We start from the raw sequence: 20,974 nt of genomic DNA on the forward strand, positions 1-20,974 counted from the left end.
TCGGAGGATGCTCAGTCGAGACAGAACTCGTTGCCCTCGATGTCCTGCATCACGATGCACGCGTCGTTGCCGTCGTACAGCAGCCGCACGCGGACCGCGCCGAGCGGGAGCAGCCGTGCGCACTCCGCTTCGAGCGCGGCCAGGCGCTCTTCACCCACGAGCCCGGTGCCGACCCGCACGCACAGATGCACCCGGTTCTTGACGACCTTGCTTTCGGGAACACGCTGGAAGAACAGTCGGGGGCCCACGCCTGAGGGATCACTGCAGGCGGACCGTGAACCCTGTTCCTCGGGCGGCCGTGAGCGGTCGTAATCCTCCCACGTGGCGAACCCCGCCGGTGGCGGCGATACGGCGTACCCCAACACCTCGCACCAAAAGCGGGCGACGCGCTCGGGTTCCGCGCAGTCGAAGGTGACCTGGAACTGCCTGATCGGTGACATCAGCGCACCCTAGCAAGGGGGTTGGGGTGCTCATCGGGGGTGCTCACCGGGCGAGTGGCTGCGCCGCGTAGGTGATGCGGACGACCCCGTCGGCGTGCCGCTCGGCGGACGCCCGTACGCCGAAGACGTCCGCGAGGATCTCAGGGGTGAGCACGTCCAGGACCGGGCCCGCCGCCACCACGGCCCCCTCGTGCAGGACGACCAGGTGGTCGCAGAGCCGGGCGGCCAGGTCGAGGTCGTGCAGGACCGCCAGTGTGGTGACACCGGTCGCGCGGATCAGGTCCAGCAGCTCGAACCTGGCACGGATGTCGAGGTGGTTGGTCAGCTCGTCGAGGACGAGCAGCTGGGGGTCCTGCGCCAGGGCCCGGGCGAGCAGCACACGTTGGCGCTCACCGCCGGACAGGGAGGCGAAGTCCCGGTCCGCGTACGGTCGTACGCCGCACCGGTCGACGGCGTCCTCCACGGCGCGGTGGTCCCCGGCGCCGTCGCGCCCCAGCAGCCCGTGGTGCGGGGCACGGCCGAGCGCGACGATCTCGGTCACGGTCAGACCGGTGGTGCTGCCGGTGGCGTCCTGGAGAACGGCGGCGGTGCGGCGGGCCGCGGTGCGCGCGGACAGGGTCCACACGTCGTCGTCGCCGACCCTGACCACTCCGTCCGCCGGACGCAGGGAACGGTAGACGGCGCGCAACAGGGTCGATTTCCCACTGCCGTTGGGTCCGACGAGGCCCACGATGTCGCCCTTGCGGGCCTCCAGGCTCACGGCGTGCAGGATCGGCCGGCGGTCCAGGGTGATGTGGAGCTGGTCGACGGTGAGTTTCATGCTTCAGTCCAGGCCCTTGTTGCGGCGCAGCAGCCACAGGAAGAAGGGTGCGCCGAGCAGGGCGGTCAGGATGCCCAGCGGCAGTTCGTTGGGGCGGTCGAGGGTGCGGGAGAGGAGGTCGACGAGGACCAGGTAGAGGGCGCCCAGCAGGGCGGTCAGCGGCAGGAGACGGCGGTGGTCGGCGCCGAGGCTGAGGCGGACCAGGTGCGGGATCATCAGGCCGACGAAACCGATACTGCCGGCCACGGCGATGACGGTTCCGGTCAGCAGGGCGCTGAGCAGCAGGAGCACCGCGCGCAGCCGGTTGACGTCGACGCCGAGTGCGGTGGCGGACTCGTCGCCGGCCAGCAGGACGTTGAGCCGCCGGCCGAAGAGAGTGAGGAGGGCGGTGCCGGCCAGGACCACGACGGTGACCGTGGGGAGTTGGCCCCACTGGGCGCCGGCCACGCTGCCGAGCATCCAGAACATCACCGTGCGCAACTCGGTCGGGGTCGCCTGCAGCTGGACGTAGCTCGTCGCCGAGAGGAAGACGTAGCCGACCGCGACTCCGGCCAGCACCAGCCGGGTGGGGGCCATCCGGCCTCTCCGCTGCCCCAGCGCGAAGACGAGTGCGCCGGCCGCCACCGCCCCGAGGAAGGCGGCCGCCGACACCCCGAGCCCGGCGAGCGCCACACCGCCGCCCAGGGTGATGACCAGCACGGCGCCGAGCGTGGCCCCGTACGAGAAGCCGAGGACGACGGGGTCGGCGAGCGGGTTGGACACCACGGTCTGCAGTACCGCTCCGGAGACTGCCAGCCCCGCGCCGACCAGGGCGGCGAGGACCACCCGGGGGGTGCGGAAGTTCCAGACGATCTGGTCCGTGGCGAGGTCGCCGGAGGCGCCCTGCCCGGTGACGTGGTGCCAGACGACGCCCCACACGTCCCCGAGCGGGATGGTGACCGCCCCGATGCTGATCGCCACGATCATGGTGGCGGCCAGCGCGACGGGCAGGAACGTGAGGACCAGGGCGGCCCTCAGCCGGGTCGGCCGGTCCGGAACGCCTCGGGGTGCAGCATCTGCGCGATCTTCCGCACGGCCAGGTCGTTGCTCGGGCCGAGGTACATCGAGTCGGACAGGACGACGTACTTGTTCTTCCTGGCGGCCGGCCACTGGGGGAACTCCTTCAGCAGTTTCTTGGCGTAGGCCGCCGGGTGGGGGTCGTTGTAGCCGATGACGACGAGCGCGTCGACATCGGTGGCGGCGACCTTCTCCTTGCTCAGGTCGGCGAAGGAGGTCTTGGAGGCCGACTCGAAGGCGTTGGAGCCGCCGGCCTTGGTGAGGATGTCGTTGTAGATGCCGTGGGCGACGACCGAGCTGAAGGGGTTGCCGCCCATGGACATGTTGGAGAAGAGCACCATGACCCTGGGCGCCTTCCCGCCCTTGCCCTTGATCTTGGCGGACACCTCGTCGATGTGTTTCCGGGACGCGGCGATCAGCTTCTCCGCCCGGTCCGTGACGTTGAAGATCTTCCCCATGTCGCGCAGCAGCGTGTAGCTGTCGGCGACGGTCATCTTCGAGGTGTCCTGCGCGCAGCCCTGCGGCGAGACGTAGGTGTTGGCTGCCACCTGCTGCAACTGGTCGCGGGTGGCGAAGCCGTTCTTCTCGTCGAAGCCGTACGACGTGGTGGACAGCACCAGGTCCGGGCGCAGGCCGAGCATCGCCTCGCGGGGGATGTCGTAGGCGTCGTTGAGTTCGATGTTCCCGGTGGGCAGCGCCTTGAGGGCCTTGGCCCGGCCGGGTACCTCGCTCATGCCGTAGCTCTGTTCGTTGGCGACGATCCTGTCGCCGAGGCCGAGGGCGAGCAGTGTCGAGGCCTCGGCCACGGAGGCGCCGTTCATGACGACCACCCGGCCGGGAGCCTTCTTGAAGGTCTCGGTGCGACCGCAGTTCTCGATGGTCACCGGATATCCGGTCCTCGACGCGGCGGCGTCGGCGTGTCCGCCGCTCGCCCGGTCGTCCTTCGAGGAGTCGGCGCATGCCGCCGTGACCAGACACAGGGCCACGGCCACCACGGTGGCGACCGGCCGTTCGAGGGTCATGCTGGCTCCTTGCTCGCGGGGCTCGGTGGTGTTCTGTTGCAGTAGTCGTGGCGCCGTGGCCGTGAGTTCCCGACGAGGTCCGACTACGTGACCGGCACGACGGGGCGGGGTTCCCTTCCGGTCGCCGCGGGCAGTTCGCCCGCGGCGACGCACTGGTCGAGGTACCGGAACACCAGGTCCCGGCCGATGGGCGGGCAGGTGATGCCGCTGTCCCGCAGCCCCTCGCGGACGTTGCCGGCGTGGACACGCCCGAGGCGCAGGTCGGGAGTGTCGCTCCCGCCCGTTCCCGCGGAGTCGAAGAAGGCGAGCGTGGTGGTGGCGACATCGGCCGAGCGGGGCAGCTCGGCGCGCCACCGGGCCAGCGCCACGCGTCGCACGGGGTAGCCGTACTCCTCGATCCAGTCGTAGAGATCGCTCAGCCGCACCCTCGGTACGGCCGCGTGGTTGAACACGGGTCCGGTGGCGGTGAGGGCGAGACGCACGACGGACGTCGCGACGTGGTCGACCGGTGTCCAGATCTCGTCCTCGAACAACTCCGGGAGGATGCCCGCGGGGATACCGGCCCTCAGCACGCTCCACAGGAAGTCGCGCGTGTTGACGTGTCCGGACCCCGCCGGTCCGACCACGCGGCCCAGGCGGTGCACGGTGACCGGCAGACCCCGCTCGGCGGCTTGTTCGAGGAGTCGTTCGGAGGCCCATTTCGACTGCTGGTAGCCGTACCGCAGACCGGCGTGGGGTGGCAGGAACTCTTCCGGTACCTCGGGGCTCAGGCTCGCGGGCGGGGCCACGGACAGGGTGGAGACGTAGTGGAGCGGGATCGACCGCGCGGCGGCCAGGCGCAGCAGGTGCCGCGTGGACTCGGTGTTGACCGCTCGCAGGGTGCCGTACTCCCGCATGATGCTGACCGTCGCGGCGTTGTGGAAGATCGCGTCGCAGGTCCCGGCCAGCTCGCCGAGGAGGTCCGGTGCGAGGCCGAGGCCGGGGCGGGCGAGATCGGCGCGGACGGCGGCGACGCGGTTCGTCCGGGCTTGCGGGAGGGAGAGGCGGTGGTGCTCCAGGGCCTGGTGGACGCGGTCCAGGGCCTCGTCGTCGCTACCCGCACGGACGGTGCAGACGATCTCGCCTTCTGTGGTGGCCAGGAGCTCCGCCAGCAGGTGCGCGCCGACGAAGCCGGTGGCGCCGGTCAGCAGGACGCGCCGGGGTGCGTCCGGGCAGCGGCCGGTACCGGGCCGGATGTCCGGGTCGAGGACGGTGTCGGTGTGAAGGTCCGCCGGGAGGCCGGTGGTGGTGGCGGTGGGTGACCGGCCGTCGAGGAAGCGGGCGAGTTCGGCGGCGGTGGGGTGTTGGAAGAGCCAGGCGACCCGTACCTCGCGGCCGAGTTCCACACCGAGCCGGTTGGCGACCTGGATGGCTTGGAGGGACTGGGCGCCCAGGTCGAAGACGTCGTCGGCGGCGGTGATGCCGTCGGCGCCCAGGACCTGCTGCCAGACACCGATGACGGCCTTTTCCAGAGGGCTGCCGGCGAAGGCGGCCCGGGTCGCGGAGGACGCGCTCAACGCGGACCGGTCGATCTTGCCGGATCCGGAGCGCGGAAGGCGGTGGTGGAACGCGACGGCGGAGGGGATCATCGCGCCGGGGAGCTGCGCCCGCAGGTGGTCCCTCACCTCGGAGGCGGACGGGGCCGGAGGGTCCACGACCAGATGGGCCGCGAGGTGGCGGGTGCCGTCCGGCGCTGTCTGTCCGACGACCGCCGCCTCACGAATCCGTGGATGGGTGAGCAGGGCGGTTTCCACTTCGGCCGGATGGACGCGATGACCGCTGATCTTGACTTCCTCGTCCGCCCGGCCGAGGAACCGCAGCTGTCCGTCCTCACCGATGTCCACGAGGTCGCCCGTGCGGTAGGCGCGAGGCGCTCCGGGGAGTGCGGCAAGGGGGGCGAACCGGGCGGAGTCGGGAGTGGCTGCGCCTCGGTACCCGAGGCCCAGGTTGCCGCCCAGGAGGTACAGTTCCCCGCCGACGACGGCGGCCCGGGTGCCGGGCAGCGGCAGCCCGATCGGCGCGTCGCCGGGGGCGAGCGCGGGGTCGTGCAGGTCGGCGACCGTGGCGACCACGGTCGCCTCCGTCGGACCGTACGTGTTGAACAGCCGGACCGACGTACCGACGGCCTTGCGCCAGCGCTCCACCCGTTCGGGGAGGGCCGCCTCACCGCCGATGACGACGGCCCGCACTCCTTCGGGCAGGGCGCTCGTGCCCGTCGAGAGGGCGTAGGCGAGTTCGTGCCAGTACGCGGTGGGCAGGTCCAGCACGCTGACGCGCAGGCGCGCGCAGTCCTCCAGGAAGCGCGGGACCGACTCCGTCATCCCGTCGGTACGCACGACGAGCGTGCCGCCGGCGCACAGGGTGAGGAGGATCTCCTCCACGCTGGTGTCGAAGTGGAGCGGCGCGAACTGCAGGACGCGGTCGTCGTGGCGCAGCCCGTAGCGGTACGTGGCACCTGCCACGAAGTTCGCGAGGGAGCCGTGGCTGATCTCGACGCCCTTGGGGCGGCCGGTGGAGCCGGAGGTGTGGATGACGTAGGCGAGGTCCTCGGGTGACGGGGGCTCAGGGGCGGGTCCGGGCGACGAGTCCGGCAGGTCGAGCGCGAGTACGGGCGTGCCCGCGAAGGTGCGCGCACGCAAGGACGTCGTCAGGACCAGAGCGGGCCCGGCCTCGCTCAGCAGGTGTGCCGTCCGGTCGGCGGGCGCGGTCGGGTCGAGGGGACAGTAGGCCGCGCCCGACAGCAGCACGCCGAGCAGGGCGGTGACGGCGTCGGTCCCACGGGGCAGTGCCACGGCCACCAGGTCGCCCCGCCCGATGCCACGGGCCGTCAGACGGCGGGCCACGTCGCGTGCGGTGCCGTACAGCCGGGCATAGGTGACGCTGTCCCCGGCATGCTCCACGGCGACGGCCCCGCCCTGACGGGCGGCACGGTCGGCGATCAGGCTCAGCACCGGGCGGGCGGGACCGGGCAGCGGCCCGCCGTCCAGAACCGGTACGGCCGCCGGGCGCAGCGGCCTGTCCGGGGCGGCCACCGCCTCGTCGAGCAGCGCGAGCAACCCCCGCTGGAACGCGGTGACTTCGGCCTGCTCGTACAGGTCGGGATGGGCGTCCACCGCGATCCGCAGGCCGGTGCCGTCGGAACGGTCGTACACGTTGACCGCCAGGTCGTCGACGGGACCCGCGGAGACGTTGTGGACGGTGCTGCGGTGCCCGGCGAACCTCAGGTCGTACGCGAACGGCATGATGTTGACGCCGGGCCCGGAGAGCCTGCGCTGTCCGCCCACCAGCTTCAGGTCGCGGCGCAGTTGTTCGTAGCGGTAGCGCTGGTGGGGCAGACCGGCCCGGAGTTCCCGGGAGACGCGGGTCGCGAGGTCGCGCAGGCTGTCGTCGGCGCGGACGGCGACACGCAGCGGCAGGATGTTGCGGACCATCGCCGGTACGCGCAGCGACACGGAGCCGAGGCGGCCCATGACCGGCAGGCTCAGGACGATCTCCGGCGCGCCGGTGGTCCGGTGCAGTTGGGCGGCGGTGGCCGCGAGCAGCACCTCGGACCAGGTCACCGACAGCTCACGGGCGACCGTGCGCAGGGCGTCGGCCCGGGTCGCGTCGAGGTCGGTCACGCACCGGCGGAAGGTGCGAGCGGGCAGGGCGGAGCGGCCGGCCGGGGTCGCCACCGGGGGGCGGTCGGCGTAGCGGCCGGTCCAGTAGGCGCGGTCCTCGGCGTGGCGAGCGGACTGCCGGTAGGCGTGTTCCTCGGCGCGGACGGCCTCCAGGGTGCCGAAGCCGCTCTCGGGTATCGGCCCGCCCGCCATGAGGGCCGTGTAGACCTGGGCCACGCGGCGGGCGATCAGGGAGAGGCCGAAGCCGTCGAGGGCGATGTGATGGACACGGTGGTACCAGAGGTACTGGTCGCTCGCCGTCTTCAGCAGGGCGTGCCCGAACAGCGGGCCGGTGGTCAGGTCCACCGGGCGGGCCATGTCCGTGGCCATCCATGCGAGGGCGGCGGTGTGCGGGTCCGCCTCGGCGGCGAGGTCGACGACGTGCAACCGCCAGTTCGGGCAGGGGGTTTCGAGCTGCCAGGGGCGCCCTTCGCCGTCCACGGCGAAGGTGACGTTGAGGGCTTCGGTCTCGGCGACGACGTGGTGGAGTGCCGTGTCGAAGACGGCCGCGTCCACCGGGCCGTCCACGCACACGTACTCGGCCGTGTTGTAGGCGGGGCTGTCCGGGTCGAGCTGCTGCCCGGTCCAGATGCCCTCCTGGGCGGCCAGGAGCCGGTGGCGGGGTGCGGACTCAGGTGTCGGCACGGGCCGCACCTCCCTGGCGCTCGGCCAGCAACCGCCACCACTGGGCGAAGGAGGTGCGCTCGGCGAGGTCCACGAAGCTGACGTCCGCTCCGGCGGCCTGCCACCGTTCGAGCAGGGTGACGATGCGAAGGGAGTCGAGGCCGGCGTCCAGCGGGCTCTCCTCCAGGTCCACTTCGTCGGGCCGCAGATAGAGGAGCTCCGCGAGGTCGGCGCGGAAGCTCTCCGGGGTGAGGGGTTCAGGCATGGGCTCTCTCTACGACGTTGTGGGAGGCGTCAGTTGACCTTGCGGGCGCAGTCGCCCCAGAAGCGGTCGCGCAGTTCGCGGCGCAGGATCTTGCCGCTGGGGTTGCGCGGTACCCGGTCGATGAACTCGTAGCGCGAGGGCAGCTTGAAGGCGGCAAGCCGCGGCACGAGGAAGGTGTGCAGGTCCCGAGGGCTCGGCCGGGTCCCCGGGGCGGGGACGACGAACGCGTGGACCCGTTCGCCCCAGCGCTCGTCGGGGGCGCCGACGATCACCGCCTCGGCCACGCCCGGGTGGTGTTCCAGAGCGTTCTCGATCTCGGCCGGGTACACGTTCTCGCCGGCGACGAGGATCGCGTCCTTGATCCGGTCACGGATGAAGAGGTAGCCGTCCTCGTCGACGTACCCGGCGTCGCCGGTGTGGATCCACCCGTCGACCAGGGTCTGCGCGGTCTTGTCGGGCAGGCCCCAGTACTCCACCATCCGGGCCGGGGTGTGCAGGCAGACCTCGCCGATCTCGCCCGGCGGCAGTTCGCCGCCCGCGTCGTCGATCACCTTGGCGCGGACGCCGGGATAGGGGTGGCCCGCGGCCTGCATGCGCGGTCCGCCCGGGACATGGTCGGCCGGTGGCAGGCACACGGCGGTGTTGCCGGTCTCGGTGAGCCCGTAGATCTGCGCGAACTCGCAGTCCAGTACGGCGAGGCTCTCCTCCAGCAGGCTCTCGGAGATCGGCGAGCCGCCGTAGACGGTCTTGCGCAGGGTGGTGAAGTCCTTGGCGCAGACACCGGGTTCGGTGAGCATCATGCGGAGCATCGCCGGGACCACGCAGGCGGTGGTGACGCCCAGATCGCGGATCAGGTCGACGGCTCGGCGGGCGGCGAAGGAGCGCATCGCCACGATGGTCGTCCCCGCGTTGAGGTTCTGCGTGGCCCACCACAGGCCGCCGATGTGGAAGCCGGGGATGCCGACGAGGGCGAGGTCGCCGTCCCGCCAGTCGATCCAGTCCAGCCCGTCGCGGGCCAGGGCCGCACGGATGGCGAAGAAGCTGCGGTGGGCCAGGACGACGCCCTTGGGCAGGCCGGTGGTGCCGCTGGTGTAGAGCTGGGCGACGGGGGTGTCCGGGCCGGGCTCGAACGCGGGTTCCCGGTCGGGGTGTCGCTTCGCCCAGTCAGCCAGAAGGTCCAGCGGTACGACGGTCTCCGGCGGCGCTGTCGGCATGCGCTGCACGATCGGCGCGAACTCCGGCTCGAGGAAGAGCAGTGCGGTGCCGGAGTCCTGGAGGATGTGGCTGACCTCGGGCGCGGTGAGCCGCCAGTTGACGGGGACCAGGACGGTGCCGCTCTTGGCGCAGCCGAAGAGGATCTCGTAGTAGTGCTCGGACTCCTTGCCCAGGTAGGCCACGCGGTCGCCCTCGGTGAGTCCCGCGGCCCGGATCGCGTGGGCGATGCGGTTGCTCGCGCGGTGCAGGTCTGCGTACGACAGGCTGCGGCCCTCGCAGAGCACGGCCGGGTGCTCGGGCCGGTGGCCGGCGTGGAAGCGGATGGTCTGGACGAGCGTCTCCATGGGCGATCCCTTCGGTGGTTCAGGGGATGTTGACGAACGCGAGAGTCGCCTCGCCGTCGCACCGGCCGCCGTGGGCGTCCCAGTAGCGGTACGAGGTCTCGGCGTGGAGGAACGGCTTGCCGCCGCCGGGCTCGCGCCGGGTGACGTTCAGGAACTCCATCTCGCCGAAGAAGGAACGCGGGTCGACGGGGCGCCGGAAGGTGCCAGCGAAGCGGGCGATGAGGATGTCCGGGAGCTGGTGCCGCCAGAAGTCGTCGAGGGTCCAGTCCTCGAACCCGGCCAGGAGTTTCTCCTGCACGGACTTCGCGACGAGGTAGTACATCATCTGGTTGTAGGCGATGTTGACCTCGACCGAGTTCAGGTGGCCGGTGTCGTCGATGTAGCAGGACTCGGGGACGGCGAACTCGCAGCGCGCCGAGACGCGTTCCGGCCGAGCCGTCACGACGGCGGACTTCAGGTACGTGCAGTGCGTCTTGTACGGCGAAAGGACGCGCTTCAGCAGGCCGGCGTCGGTGGTGTACGAGGGGTCGACGGCGGGTGTGGTCATGCCGCTGGTATCCCGTCGTGCAGCTTGCGCTCGTCGTGGACGGTGACACGGTGGGAGACGGTCGGCTCCGGGGTGGTGGTGTGCCGGGCGCGGTGGATGAGGCTGCGGTTGTCCCAGATCAGCAGGTCGCCCTGTTCGAAGCTCTGCAGATGGATGTTGTCGTGCTCGAAGGTGTCGTCGAGCTGGCCGGTCGCCTCGAAGAGGCGGTGCAGCAGATCGTCGTCGAGCGGCGTGCCGTCCGCGTCCTCGATGCCGACGGTGAAGCCCTCGCTGATGTACAGGACCCTCTCGCCGGTGAGGGGGTGGGTGAACGTGGTGGGCTGGCGGACGGGCGGGGTCTTGCGTTCGACCTCTTCGATGATCTCGGAGAGCGGGCGGTAGACGTCGTGCGGGCGGATCTTGAAGTACTTGCGGACCGAGTGCCGGCAGTAGGTGTCGGCGACCTGCTTCTTGAGGTCCCCGGGCAGCTTCGCGTAGGCCCGGCCCATGTCGATGAAGTAGGTGCCGCGGTTCTTCTGGGGGATGACCTGGGGGTGGATCAGGGTGATGCCGAAGGGGTCGGGCATGAACTGGTAGTCGGCGTGCCAGAACTTGCCGGTCTTCGGTACTCCTATCTGCCTGCCGTTCTCCGGGACGTTGGAGGAGACGAATATCTCCGGGTACTCGGGGTGGTGGTACATCGGTTCGTAGTACGTCTCCGGACGTCCGAGGCGCCTGGCGAGGTCCAGGAACTGCCGGGGGGACAGGTCCTGCTGCTTCAGTACGGCGATCTTCTTCGTGTAGACGGTCTGCTTGAGCGTTTCGATGTCCGCGTCGGAGGCGGCGGCGTGGTCGAAGCCCTCGACCGTGGCGCCGAGGGACGAGCCGAGGTGTTCGGTGATCTTCATGGGTGTCGTCGTCCTTCGTGAGGGGGTCAGCCGGCGTGGGAGTCGATCAGCGCCGCGGTGCCGGCGAGGGTGAGGGTGGGGCGCAGCTCGCTGTCGTGCACCGTCACACCGAGGTCGCGTTCGATGCGGATGCTGATCTCGACCATCGTCAGCGAGTCGACGTCCAGGTCGGCGAAGGTGGCCTCGGGGGTGAAGCGGTCGGCCGGGGCGTCGTGCAGTTTCGCCAGGATCTCGACCAGCCGGTCGTAGGTGGTGGTGCTCATGGGACGGTTTCTTCTCCTCGGTCGTACGAGTGGGCGGCTACGGGCAGTTCGGGCCAGGTCAGCAGGCAGGAACCCCAGGTGAGGCCGCCGCCGAAGGCGGTGAGCAGGAGTCGGTCGCCGGGGCGGACCGCTTGCCGGGCGGCCGCGTGGGAGAGGGCGAGCGGGATGGAGGCGGCACCGGTGTTGCCGACCGAGTCGACGTTGGCCACGCAGCGTTCCCAGGGCAGGCCCAGGTCGTCGGCGACCGAGCGGAGGATGCGCAGGTTGGCCTGGTGGGGGACGAAGTGGTCGACGTCGTCGGTCTTCCAGCCGGCCGCGTGCAGGACGGTTCGCGCGGACTCGGCCATACGGGTCACCGCGTGGCGGTAGACCTCGTTGCCGCGCATCGCGAAGTGCCGGTCGCGGCGCTGTACTCCGGCTCCGCCGGCGCGCTGGCGGGAACCGCCGGCCGCGATGGTGATGAGGTCCTCGTGGGCGCCGTCACTGCCGAGGTCGAACCGGCCGACGGCCCCGGGTTCGTCGGCGCCTCCCGCGCGCAGGACGACGGCGCCGGCGCCGTCCCCGAAGATGATGGCGTTGGCCCGGTCCAGCGGATCCACGATCGTGGAGTACGTGTCCGCGCCGATGAGCAGGACCCGTCCGGCCACCTGGGAGGTGATCAGCCCGGCGGCGGTGGCGAGTCCGTACACGAATCCGGTGCACACGGCACCGACGTCGAAGGCGGCCACACCTCCCAGTCCGAGCCGGGCGGCGACCGCGGGCGCCGTGGCCGGGCAGGGCCGGTCGGGCGTGGTCGTGGTGACGATCACCGCGTCGACGGAGTCGGCTCCGGCGCTGCGCAGGGCTCGGCTCCCGGCTTCGACGGCCAGGTCCGAGGTCGCCTGGCCGGGCTCGATGACGTGGCGCCGGCGGATTCCGGTGCGGGTGCGGATCCAGGCGTCGTCGGTGTCGAGCCGCTCGGCCAGCTCGTCGTTGGTGACCACACGGGGCGGTACCCATCCGGCCAGGCCGCACAGGACGGCGGCCGGTGGGCTGGGGGCGTTACGGGGCACGGCTGTTCTCCAGGGGTCGAAGAGCACGGGGCGTCCGGTGGCGGCGAAGGAAGGGGTGGTCTAGGGGCTGGTGGTCGTGGTGCGCACGGCGAGGGCCAGCGGCACGCCGCATGCGATGCCGGCCGCTATCGCGAACACGGCGGCCCTGATCCCGGCGGGCGAGGCGCCGTCAGCCGGGTGCTGCCCGGCAGCGCCGGCCAGCGCCACCAGCGCCGCGAGGCCCACGGCGCCGCCGACTTGGAGACTGGTCGAGGCGAGCCCCGACGCCACGCCCTGATCATCGGGGGCGACACCGGCGGCAGCGGTGATCCACATGCCGGTCCAGGCTGCGCCCTGGCCCAGCCCCAGCAGCACGATGCCCGGCAGCAGCAGCGGGTACGAACCGTGCCGGGTGAGCGCGAGGCCGAGAGCAGCCGCGCCCACCGCGCCGAGCGCCATGCCGCCGACCAGCATGCGGCGTACGCCGACGGCTGCGACGGCCCGTTCCCCGGCCTGGGTTCCGGCGGCGACCACCAGTGCCGGGACGAGGAAGGCGAGGCCGGTCGTGAACGCGCTGTAGCCGCGCACGGTGTGGAAGTACAGCGTCAGGAAGTACGGCACGGAACTGAACGTGGCGCTGTACACGGCGGTCACCGCCATCGCCGCGGCGAGCCCGCGTTGCCGCAACAGCCGGGGCGGCACGAGCGGATCGCGTGAACGTGTCTCGACGACGGCGAAGAGCGTGAGCAGGGCCGGCGAGAGCACCGCGCTTACGAGGGCGGACGGGCTGCTCCAGCCCGCCTCGGGCGCGTGCACCAGCAGGAACACCAGGAGGGTGACGCCTCCGGTCCCGGTCAGGGCGCCCAGCAGGTCGAACCTCCGCGCACCCGCGGGCGGGGCGTCCGCGGGGAACAGTGCCCAGCCCGCCCAGGCGATGGCTCCCGCCACGGGAACGTTGACGAAGAACACCGAGGGCCAGCCGAACGCCTCCACCAAGGCCCCGCCGAGGAGGGAGCCGAAGCAGAGGCCGCCCGCCCCCGCGGCACCCCACACCGCCAACGCCCGGTTCCGCTCCGGTCCTTCGGCGTAGATCGTGTTGATCAGGGAAAGGGTGGCCGGGAACAGCAGGGATCCGCCGACGCCCTGGACCGCCCGCACGGCGACCAGTGCTCCCGGGGTCGCCGAGAGCCCTCCCACCAGAGAGGAGATCGCGTAGACGAGTGCGGCGGCGACGAACGTCCGGCGGCGGCCCAGCAGGTCCGCGGCCCGGCCGCCCAGCAGCAGGAAGCCGCCCGTCGTCACGACGTAGGCGCTCACCACCCACTGCAGGTCGTGCTCCGCGAATCCGAGGCCGGCGCCTATGTCGGGCAGCGCGACGTACACGATGTTGTAGTCGAGGGCGATGACCAGTTGGGCCAGCGCCAGGACGAGCAGGGGCAGCCGTGCCGACATCGTCCGGTTCCCCCCTCACCAGCAGAAAAGAAAGAGCGCCGAATATCGAATCCGTCGATCATTTTCGGTCACGATAGCACCCCGAAGAAGACTTGAGAATGGCCGCCCTGCGGCATTCCCCAGGGCTGGGAATTCCATTTCCCGGCAGCACTGAAAACCGACAGCACATAACTGCCGGCTTTCTTTCCAGGAGTTTCAGGCGGTCAGTTCTCCCCCATCAGTCGCCTGATTTCCGAGATGAGCACTTCCAGTGCCCGCCGTTCCGGGACGGTTGTTTCCGGATGCCAGAGGTCCACAAGGAGGCAGGTGCGTGGACGGTCACCGTCGTTGCGCGCCTCGTGCTCGAAGGAGTAGTCGAACAGCAGGCAGTGGCCCTCCTGCCAGGTGCGGGTCTCACCTGCGACGGTGAGGCTGCACCCGTCGGGGATGTCCACGGCGAGATGCAGGTTGATGCTGAAGTTCCACAGGTCGCAATGCGGGGCTATCGACGCCCCGGGGAGCAGGGTGGAGAAGTGGCTTTCGAGCAGCGGGCAGATCTTCCCGGTGTCGACGGCGGACTCTTCGAGCACTTTGTAGGCGGTGGGCACGGTCGCGGCCGATTCCTCGACCATCGCCCCGTCGCGATAAAGGTGGAGAGCCTGCCAGTTCTGCTGCCGGGTCAGGTAGTGCGCGTAGTCGGAAAACGCCTCCCGACGCACCGCCCAGGCTGATTTCAGCTCTTCCTTGATGACCGGATGAGCGGATTCCAGCGCCTCGACGACGGAGATCAGTTCCGGGTGGGCGCGGGGATCGTGCCACGGGGTGGGAGACAGGCCCGGCAGGATCCACTTGGCTCCCTTCTGGAGCGGGTGCCGTGTCCCTCCCCCTCCGGGTTCCAGCATGCGCTCCACCCGGCCGAGGGATTCCGCACCGTGGTCGCTCCGGATCGCCGCGAACGCGTTCTCTATCTCGGGTGTCATGGGGTCCTCCTGGCTCCTGCCGCGACCGCGCGCTGTGCCGCGCCGTCGCATCAGTAGTCGGACGGGTGAGCGAGTGAGTTCCCGCGGCTTTCGGGCAATGTGCCGCGTGCCGGACGACCGGAGTTGCCGGTCCGGTTCCGGCTCCCCCGGCCGCGTGCGGCGGAGCACTGGCCCTGCTTGTCACCTGCGCCCGTCGCGGGCGCGGCCGGTGACGCCCCTTTGAGGATCACCGTCGTGGACGCGCGACCGCCCCCGGGCGTCGAGCGCCGGCGCCACCTCGCACAGCTCGTCCGCGGGTGACGCCGGCACCGTCCGTCTCAGGCCGCCGTGGCGGCCGGGACGCTCGTGCGGCGAGCGGGCTCCCCCGCGCGCGGTGTCCCGCCGGGTCTGTCGGCCTCGTCGAGCAGGCCCATGAGGGTCATCCGTGCGCGGGCCACGCGGGACCGCACCGTGCCGACCGGGCAGCCGCCGAGCCGGGCGGCCTCCTCGTAGGACAACCCCACCACTTGTGTCAGGACGAACGCCTCACGGCGTTCGTCGGGGAGCGCCTCCAACAGGTCGAGAAGCGCGATGCCGTCGTCGAAGCCCGGCAGGCCCTGCGGCTGGGCCCATTCCACGGCCGTCTGCCAGTCGTGGCTGTCCGCCGTCCGGGGCCGGACGGCTGCGCGGCGGAAGCTGTCGACGACGGCGCAGCGGGCGATGGACAGCAGCCAGGTACGGGCCGAGGCGCGGCCCTCGAACCGGTGGAGGCTGGCGAGTGCCCGCACGAACGTGTCCTGTGCCAGATCGTCGACGCTCTGGGGATCCGCCCCCAGGTGGGCGACGTAGCGCAGCACGTCGGAGTGCAGGGCCCGCACGAAACGTTCGGCCGCGTCGGGGTCACCGCTCCGGGCGGCCAGCGCCCAGGCGGTCGCCGACGCGTCCGCCGAGGCCCTCTGGGTCCGTGCAGCAGGCAGGGCAGAAGTGATCACGAGGAGTCCTTCTCAAGTCATCCGGGGCCCGGCCCTGTGAGGCCACGGCTCTCCGGTGAACGGGGTGCAGCCGTAGGGGTTGGTACGGCGGTGCCCGGGGCTCACGCAGGCTCGTGTGAACGCGGTCGGTGCGCGCGGGTTCCTCAGGAACCGCTCACGGCACGGACCGCCAAGGCCTCCGAGGAAGGCTCAGGAGACCTGTGCGGAGAAAGAAAGGGAGAGCCCCGGTGGATCCGGCTGTCTCAGACGACAGCGGTCCCTGCGGGCGGCCCCCGGGAGATGATGGCGTAACAGAGAAGGAGTCGTGCCAGGACGCGGTGACCGGTGGGCCGGCGCCTTCGCACGGACGGCCTGCGCGGCGGCACGGGCAGGGCGAGCAGCATCCGCAGGGGTGCCACCAGGCGGGCGGCCGCGGCCCGCAGAATGCGGAAGACCGCGCGCTCGCCGTACGCCAGCCACAGGCCGCACAGGACCGCGGCGAGCAGGTGAGCGGCGTACATCCCGAACCCGGCCGTCCCGCCCATGCTGTGGGAGCCGTGCACGCCGGCCCCCAGGTGGGCCATGGAGTCCGCTCCCATGTGCCCCGTGCCGGGCATGTCCGTCCCGGCCGTGTGCATCGAGCCCATGTGCATCGAGCCCATGGGGTGCATGGAGCCCATCGAGCCCATGTGCATCGGGCTCATGCCGTCCGAGGCGGCGTTGCGGCCGGATGCGGCGGACTGGGCGAAGGAGAAGGTCTCGTGGAGCACGGCCTGAGCCGCGACCACGACCGTCACGATCAGCGCGGTCCCACGCTCACGGCCGGCGAGGCACCAACCGGCCGCACCTGTCCCGGCGCCGCCCGCCGCCATGGCCCACCAGGGCACCGACGCGTCGGACATGAGCACGTGGCCGAGGGCAGCGAGCAGCACGCAGGCGGCGGCGAACACACCGGCCCGCAGCGTGCGGCACCACCCTCCGACAGTCATGACGCGCCCATCTTCGCACCCGTGGTCCGATCCTCGTCAGGGGGTACGGACGAAGACCTGCCCCCGGACTCAACCGGAGAAGGGTGACACACCCCACACCCGCAGGACGGGAACTCGGCGGGCGTCGCAGGCGACTTCTGTATCGAGGCGCCTCTGGGCCGGCCGCTGTCAGAAGGCGACGGTTCCCGGCCGGACGACGACCGCGGGAAGCTTCACCTGGCCGCTGCGGCTGAACGTCAGGGTGAAGGACACGAGGTCACCCGGTCGCCATGTGCCGGCCGGGGCCGTCACCGTGAGGTCCACCCCGTACGGCGACATGGCGACGCTCTTCCCCGCCTGTATCCCGACCGACTCGATCGCGGCCCGGTAGGCCGTCGCCCCGCTCCCCATGTGATGGCGGGCCAGACCCACTCCGCCGGGAGCGTCGGGCGAGGTGACCCCCACCAGGCGGTCGGCCGAGCCGCCCTCGTTGATGATGCGGAAGAACGCCGCCGTCTCGGAGGAACCGGTGGCCGGGAGAAGGACGCGCCCTTCGGTGACGCGTATGCGGGCCGGGCTGCCCGCGTTGCCCGTCCCGACCCACGTGGTCAGACCCGCGAGAGCCAGACTGGAGGCGGCCACGGGTACGAGGGCGGCGAGAAGTGTGCCGGCCAGTCGTCGGCGATCGGTGAGCCGGTCCGGCAGACGGGTGAGGACGCCGTTCACAGGTGGCCGGCCCTCCGCTGTCGTCGCTCGCGCGCCGGGGCGGGCGCCGGCTGCCAGGCCCGCAGGCGCAGGCTGTTGCCCACCACCAGCACGGAACTGGCCGACATGGCGGCCGCGGCCACCATGGGGTTGAGCAGGCCGACCATGGCGAGCGGCACGGTGACGACGTTGTAGCCGAAGGCCCACACCAGATTGGTCCGGATCGTGCCGAGGGTACGCCGGGCGAGCAGGACGGCGTCTCCCAGGGCTTCGATGTCCCCGCGCACGAGAGTGAGGTCGGCCGCGCCGATGGCCACGTCCGTACCGCTGCCCATGGCGATGCCCAGATCGGCGCCGGCGAGCGCCGCGGCGTCGTTCACGCCGTCGCCGACGACCGCGACCCGGCGGCCCTCCTCCTGTAGCCGCCGTACCAGGGTTGCCTTGTCCTCGGGCGTGCAGCGGGCGTGGACCTCGTCGATGCCGAGCCCGTCGGCCACGGCCCGGGCGGGTGCCTCTCGGTCGCCGGTGGCGAGTACCGGGTGGATCCCGAGCCTGCGCAGCCGGTCCACGGCCCGGTAACTGCCGGGGCGCACGACGTCGCCGACCGCGATCAGCGCCTCGGCCACCCCGTCCACCCGCACGACCACCGGTGTGTGCGCGGCGCTCTCCGCCGCCGCGAGGGCGTCCGTCAGCGCGGTCGGCAACTCGTCGTCGGGGGCCAGCACTTCCACCGTGCAGCCGTCCACGCGGCCGTGTACTCCCCGGCCCGGCGTGGCCGCGAAGCCGCTGACGGCGGGCAGCGGCTCCTCGGCCGCCGAGCGCCGTGCGTATGCGGCGACGGCCCGGCCGAGGGGATGCTCCGAGCCCTGTTCCACGGCACCGGCGAGGCGGAGGACGGCTTCCCGACCGAGTCCGCCCGGGGCGGCCGTGACCTGGGCGACGGTCATGTGGCCGCTGGTCACGGTGCCCGTCTTGTCCAGGACGACCGTGTCGATGTGCTGGAGTGCCTCCAGCGTCCGCGGGCCGCTGACCAGCACGCCGAGCTGAGCCCCGCGGCCGGTGGCGGCCATCAGGGCGGTCGGTGTGGCCAGGCCGAGCGCGCAGGGGCAGGCCACGACCAGGACGGCCACGCAGGCGGTGATCGCCGCCTGCGGGTCGGCTCCGGCACCGAGCCAGAACCCGAGCACGGTGACGGCGATGGTCAGCACGACCGGCACGAACACGCCGGCCACCGCGTCGGCCAGCCGCTGTGCCCGCGCCTTGCCCGCCTGGGCCTCCGTCACCAGCCGGGTGATGCGGGCCAGCCGGGTGTCGGCCCCGACCGCGGTGGCACGGACGAGCAGCAGCCCGCCGGCGTTCACGGCTCCGCCGGCCAGGGCCGAACCGGGCCCCACCTCGACGGGCTCGCTCTCACCGGTGACCAGGGACAGGTCCACGGCGGAACTGCCCTCCACCACCCTGCCGTCGGTGGCGACCCGCTCGCCCGGACGCACGGCGAAGACCTGACCCACCCGCACCTGCTCGACGGGGACGGAACGCTCGCCGTGCTCGTCGCGAACGGACACCTCCTTGGCGGCGAGTTCCGCCAGCGACCGCAGGGCGGCCCCGGTCCCCCGCCTGGCCCGCGCCTCCAGGAACCGCCCGGCCAGCACGAACAGCGGCACACCTACCGCGGCTTCCAGGTAGACGTGCGCCGGGCCGTCCGACGCGGACGGCAGCGGACTGAACGGCATCCGCATGCCGGGGTCCCCCGCTCCCCCGAGGAACAGCGCGTACGCCGACCAGGAGAAGGACGCCGCGACGCCCAGCGAGACGAGAGTGTCCATGGTGGCCGCCGAGTGACGCAACCCGCGCACCGCCCGTACATGGAACGGCCAGGCGCTCCACACCGCCACCGGGGCCGCCAGCATGAAGCACAGCCACTGCCAGTTGCGGAACTGCAGCGACGGCACCATCGACAGCACCAGGACGGGTACGGCGAGCAGCGCGGTGATCCTGAGCCGCTCGCGTTCCTGCCGGGTGGTGGTCCCGGAGTCGTCCTCGTCACCGGCCGGCTCCTCACGCCCCTCCGGCTCGGGGGGCTCGGGGAGCGCGGCCTCGTACCCTGCCTGTTCGACGGCCGTGACGAGGTCCTGCGCGAGGATGTCCGCCGGATGGCTGACCCGGGCGAGTCCGGTGGCGAGATTGACGCTCGCCGTGACCCCGTCGAGCCTGGCGAGCTTCTTCTCCACCCGTCGCACACAGGCGGCGCACGTCATGCCGCCGACCGTCAGGTCGGTGACCACGAGCGGCGCCGGCGGTTCGGCCGCCATCACTCACCGCCCCCGTGCATGCCGGGCATGCCACCCGAGTCACCACCGCCACCACCACCGCCACCGCTGCCGGCTCCGGTGCCGTGCAGGCCCGGCGCCACCGGCCCGGCGGCTGATCCCACCGCGTACGACACGGCGAAGACCAGCGCCAGCAGCAACAGGAAGCCGCAGAGCGCGGGCGGGGGCATCAAGGTGCGGGGACCCACGTCCGCACTGCGGGACGGATGTCGGGACTCGGCCATGCTCGACCTCTCCTGGTCGCTCGAACCGTCGTACGGCGGCAGGCAGTCCAGCCGTACCGCTCTAGGAGTCGGACGGGCCGAAGGCCGAGTTCCACCATCGGTTCATGACGTGCGCCACATGGCCGACACGCGTGCTACGCGCCCCCGCCCCTGCGGGAACGCGTGCGCACGACGGTGAACACGGCCGGGGCCAGGCCCACTACGGGCCTCCTGCGTGCGGTGGCCGCGGTCACCATGCGGTGATGACCGGTGCGTCGGGTTCGTGCTGTCGCCAGGCCTCGTTGAGGCGCGCGAGCCGGTCCGCGGCGCCGATGCCGCGCAGGGACGCGACCTTGCCGTCGCTGACTTCGAACGCCACGGCGCCCACGATCCGGCCGTCGACCACGGCGAGGACCGCCGGGGAGCCGTTGAGCAGCGCGATGTGCATCGCGGGGGAGCCGCCGGCCAGCCGCCGCTTCGCCGGAGTGGGCTTGAAGCCGGCCCGCACGTAGGAGGCGATGCGCTCGCGCGTCTTGTACCGCAGCAGCCGCCTGGCCAGTCCGGCGCCGTCCGAGACCGCGGTCGCGTCGGCGGTGAGCATCGCCACCAGCCGTTCGGTGCGCCCCGACATGGCCGCGGCGAGGAACTCCTCGACGATCCGGCGCGCGGACGCGGGGTCCACCTCGTTGCCGCCGCGGCGCTCGGCGGCGACCCGGCGTCGGGCCCGGTGGACGTGCTGCTGGCTCGCGGCCTCGGTGATGTCGAGGATCCCGGCGATCTCGGCGTGGGGGTAGGAGAAGGCCTCGCGCAGGACGTAAGCGGCCCGCTCGACCGGCAAGAGCCGCTCCATGAGGGTCAGTACGGCCAAGGACACCGATTCACGCTGCTCGAAGGTGTCGGCGGGGCCGAGCATCGGGTCGCCCTCGAGGAGCGGCTCGGGCAGCCAGTCTCCGGCAGCGCGCTCGTGGCGCGCCTGTGCCGAGCGGAGCCGGTCGAGGCAGAGATTGGTGACGACCTTGGTCAGCCACGCCTCCGGCACCTCGATGCGTTCCCGGTCCGCGGCCTGCCAGCGCAGGAACGTGTCCTGCACGGCGTCCTCGGCGTCGGCGGCCGAGCCGAGAAGACGATATGCGAGCGAGGCCAGCCGGCCCCGGCTGGCCTCGAATCGATCGACGGCTGCGCTGTCCATGCGGTG

Annotated in this window: 19 protein-coding genes; all 19 read right to left on the minus strand. The window is 71.8% G+C overall.

What is annotated here, in order from left to right; all coding sequences use genetic code 11:
* Positions 1 to 11 precede the first annotated feature (11 nt).
* The 19 genes from ACWC94_RS08860 to ACWC94_RS08950 all read right to left on the minus strand — a co-directional run bounded on the left by ACWC94_RS08860 (position 12) and on the right by ACWC94_RS08950 (position 20,968).
* On the minus strand, positions 12 to 440 hold the full coding sequence (locus tag ACWC94_RS08860; protein ID WP_450795726.1) for a VOC family protein: 429 nt from the start codon (positions 438 to 440) through the stop codon (positions 12 to 14).
* 43 nt (positions 441 to 483) lie between these two features.
* Positions 484 to 1,260 carry an ABC transporter ATP-binding protein gene (locus tag ACWC94_RS08865; protein WP_450795728.1) on the minus strand — a complete coding sequence of 259 codons (777 nt, stop codon included), beginning with the start codon at positions 1,258 to 1,260 and terminating at the stop codon, positions 484 to 486.
* A gap of 3 nt (positions 1,261 to 1,263) precedes the next feature.
* A complete protein-coding gene (locus ACWC94_RS08870; protein WP_450795730.1) occupies positions 1,264 to 2,226 on the minus strand; it encodes a FecCD family ABC transporter permease in 963 nt (320 codons plus the stop codon).
* A gap of 47 nt (positions 2,227 to 2,273) precedes the next feature.
* Complete coding sequence (locus ACWC94_RS08875; RefSeq protein ID WP_450795732.1) at positions 2,274 to 3,338, minus strand: ABC transporter substrate-binding protein; 1,065 nt, start codon at positions 3,336 to 3,338, stop codon at positions 2,274 to 2,276.
* 83 nt (positions 3,339 to 3,421) lie between these two features.
* Positions 3,422 to 7,681, minus strand: a complete 4,260-nt coding sequence (locus tag ACWC94_RS08880; RefSeq protein WP_450795734.1) for an amino acid adenylation domain-containing protein — start codon at positions 7,679 to 7,681, stop codon at positions 3,422 to 3,424.
* The gene (locus tag ACWC94_RS08885) at positions 7,668 to 7,925 is read right to left on the minus strand and encodes a phosphopantetheine-binding protein (RefSeq protein WP_450795736.1); all 258 of its coding nucleotides are present in this window, start codon (positions 7,923 to 7,925) and stop codon (positions 7,668 to 7,670) included. The genes ACWC94_RS08880 and ACWC94_RS08885 overlap by 14 nt, the downstream gene beginning before the upstream one ends.
* 29 nt (positions 7,926 to 7,954) lie before the next feature.
* Positions 7,955 to 9,484: a fatty acid--CoA ligase gene (locus ACWC94_RS08890; protein ID WP_450795738.1), complete on the minus strand. Its 1,530-nt coding sequence runs from the start codon at positions 9,482 to 9,484 to the stop codon at positions 7,955 to 7,957.
* 19 nt (positions 9,485 to 9,503) lie between these two features.
* A complete protein-coding gene (gene scoD, locus ACWC94_RS08895; RefSeq protein ID WP_450795740.1) occupies positions 9,504 to 10,031 on the minus strand; it encodes a (2E)-enoyl-ACP glycyltransferase in 528 nt (175 codons plus the stop codon).
* Positions 10,028 to 10,918 carry a (3R)-3-[(carboxymethyl)amino]fatty acid oxygenase/decarboxylase gene (gene scoE, locus ACWC94_RS08900; protein WP_450795742.1) on the minus strand — a complete coding sequence of 297 codons (891 nt, stop codon included), beginning with the start codon at positions 10,916 to 10,918 and terminating at the stop codon, positions 10,028 to 10,030. The genes scoD and scoE overlap by 4 nt, the downstream gene beginning before the upstream one ends.
* Positions 10,919 to 10,944: 26 nt before the next feature.
* Entirely contained in the window at positions 10,945 to 11,181 is a 237-nt protein-coding gene (locus ACWC94_RS08905; protein ID WP_450795744.1) for an acyl carrier protein, read from the minus strand.
* Positions 11,178 to 12,233, minus strand: coding sequence for a beta-ketoacyl-ACP synthase III (locus ACWC94_RS08910; RefSeq protein WP_450795746.1), 1,056 nt, complete (start codon positions 12,231 to 12,233; stop codon positions 11,178 to 11,180). Before ACWC94_RS08910 ends, ACWC94_RS08905 begins: the two co-directional genes overlap by 4 nt.
* A 60-nt stretch (positions 12,234 to 12,293) precedes the next feature.
* Positions 12,294 to 13,664 carry an MFS transporter gene (locus ACWC94_RS08915; RefSeq protein ID WP_450795748.1) on the minus strand — a complete coding sequence of 457 codons (1,371 nt, stop codon included), beginning with the start codon at positions 13,662 to 13,664 and terminating at the stop codon, positions 12,294 to 12,296.
* A 203-nt stretch (positions 13,665 to 13,867) separates the two neighbouring features.
* Positions 13,868 to 14,623, minus strand: a complete 756-nt coding sequence (locus ACWC94_RS08920; RefSeq protein ID WP_450795750.1) for an aspartyl/asparaginyl beta-hydroxylase domain-containing protein — start codon at positions 14,621 to 14,623, stop codon at positions 13,868 to 13,870.
* A gap of 317 nt (positions 14,624 to 14,940) precedes the next feature.
* On the minus strand, positions 14,941 to 15,594 hold the full coding sequence (locus tag ACWC94_RS08925; protein ID WP_450795752.1) for a sigma-70 family RNA polymerase sigma factor: 654 nt from the start codon (positions 15,592 to 15,594) through the stop codon (positions 14,941 to 14,943).
* A gap of 242 nt (positions 15,595 to 15,836) precedes the next feature.
* The gene (locus ACWC94_RS08930) at positions 15,837 to 16,562 is read right to left on the minus strand and encodes a hypothetical protein (RefSeq protein ID WP_450795754.1); all 726 of its coding nucleotides are present in this window, start codon (positions 16,560 to 16,562) and stop codon (positions 15,837 to 15,839) included.
* Positions 16,563 to 16,730: 168 nt separating this feature from the next.
* The gene (locus tag ACWC94_RS08935; RefSeq protein WP_450795756.1) at positions 16,731 to 17,267 is read right to left on the minus strand and encodes a copper chaperone PCu(A)C; all 537 of its coding nucleotides are present in this window, start codon (positions 17,265 to 17,267) and stop codon (positions 16,731 to 16,733) included.
* Positions 17,264 to 19,558, minus strand: a complete 2,295-nt coding sequence (locus tag ACWC94_RS08940; RefSeq protein ID WP_450795758.1) for a heavy metal translocating P-type ATPase — start codon at positions 19,556 to 19,558, stop codon at positions 17,264 to 17,266. The genes ACWC94_RS08935 and ACWC94_RS08940 overlap by 4 nt, the downstream gene beginning before the upstream one ends.
* Positions 19,558 to 19,800, minus strand: coding sequence for a hypothetical protein (locus ACWC94_RS08945; protein ID WP_450795760.1), 243 nt, complete (start codon positions 19,798 to 19,800; stop codon positions 19,558 to 19,560). The genes ACWC94_RS08940 and ACWC94_RS08945 overlap by 1 nt, the downstream gene beginning before the upstream one ends.
* Before the next feature lie 229 nt (positions 19,801 to 20,029).
* Positions 20,030 to 20,968 carry a sigma-70 family RNA polymerase sigma factor gene (locus ACWC94_RS08950; protein ID WP_450795762.1) on the minus strand — a complete coding sequence of 313 codons (939 nt, stop codon included), beginning with the start codon at positions 20,966 to 20,968 and terminating at the stop codon, positions 20,030 to 20,032.
* Positions 20,969 to 20,974 lie beyond the last annotated feature (6 nt).

This window comes from Streptomyces sp. NPDC001135, assembly GCF_053598395.1.

What these genes read in the sequence shown, in the direction of transcription:
- ACWC94_RS08875 (WP_450795732.1), bottom strand. Translation starts at nt 3,338, where the DNA reads ATGACCCTCGAACGGCCGGTCGCCACCGTGGTGGCCGTGGCCCTGTGT.
- ACWC94_RS08920 (WP_450795750.1), bottom strand. Translation starts at nt 14,623, where the DNA reads ATGACACCCGAGATAGAGAACGCGTTCGCGGCGATCCGGAGCGACCAC.
- ACWC94_RS08950 (WP_450795762.1), bottom strand. Translation starts at nt 20,968, where the DNA reads ATGGACAGCGCAGCCGTCGATCGATTCGAGGCCAGCCGGGGCCGGCTG.
- ACWC94_RS08905 (WP_450795744.1), bottom strand. Translation starts at nt 11,181, where the DNA reads ATGAGCACCACCACCTACGACCGGCTGGTCGAGATCCTGGCGAAACTG.
- ACWC94_RS08930 (WP_450795754.1), bottom strand. Translation starts at nt 16,562, where the DNA reads ATGACTGTCGGAGGGTGGTGCCGCACGCTGCGGGCCGGTGTGTTCGCC.
- ACWC94_RS08860 (WP_450795726.1), bottom strand. Translation starts at nt 440, where the DNA reads ATGTCACCGATCAGGCAGTTCCAGGTCACCTTCGACTGCGCGGAACCC.
- ACWC94_RS08870 (WP_450795730.1), bottom strand. Translation starts at nt 2,226, where the DNA reads ATGATCGTGGCGATCAGCATCGGGGCGGTCACCATCCCGCTCGGGGAC.
- ACWC94_RS08885 (WP_450795736.1), bottom strand. Translation starts at nt 7,925, where the DNA reads ATGCCTGAACCCCTCACCCCGGAGAGCTTCCGCGCCGACCTCGCGGAG.
- scoD (WP_450795740.1), bottom strand. Translation starts at nt 10,031, where the DNA reads ATGACCACACCCGCCGTCGACCCCTCGTACACCACCGACGCCGGCCTG.
- ACWC94_RS08940 (WP_450795758.1), bottom strand. Translation starts at nt 19,558, where the DNA reads ATGGCGGCCGAACCGCCGGCGCCGCTCGTGGTCACCGACCTGACGGTC.
- ACWC94_RS08945 (WP_450795760.1), bottom strand. Translation starts at nt 19,800, where the DNA reads ATGGCCGAGTCCCGACATCCGTCCCGCAGTGCGGACGTGGGTCCCCGC.
- ACWC94_RS08865 (WP_450795728.1), bottom strand. Translation starts at nt 1,260, where the DNA reads ATGAAACTCACCGTCGACCAGCTCCACATCACCCTGGACCGCCGGCCG.
- scoE (WP_450795742.1), bottom strand. Translation starts at nt 10,918, where the DNA reads ATGAAGATCACCGAACACCTCGGCTCGTCCCTCGGCGCCACGGTCGAG.
- ACWC94_RS08890 (WP_450795738.1), bottom strand. Translation starts at nt 9,484, where the DNA reads ATGGAGACGCTCGTCCAGACCATCCGCTTCCACGCCGGCCACCGGCCC.
- ACWC94_RS08915 (WP_450795748.1), bottom strand. Translation starts at nt 13,664, where the DNA reads ATGTCGGCACGGCTGCCCCTGCTCGTCCTGGCGCTGGCCCAACTGGTC.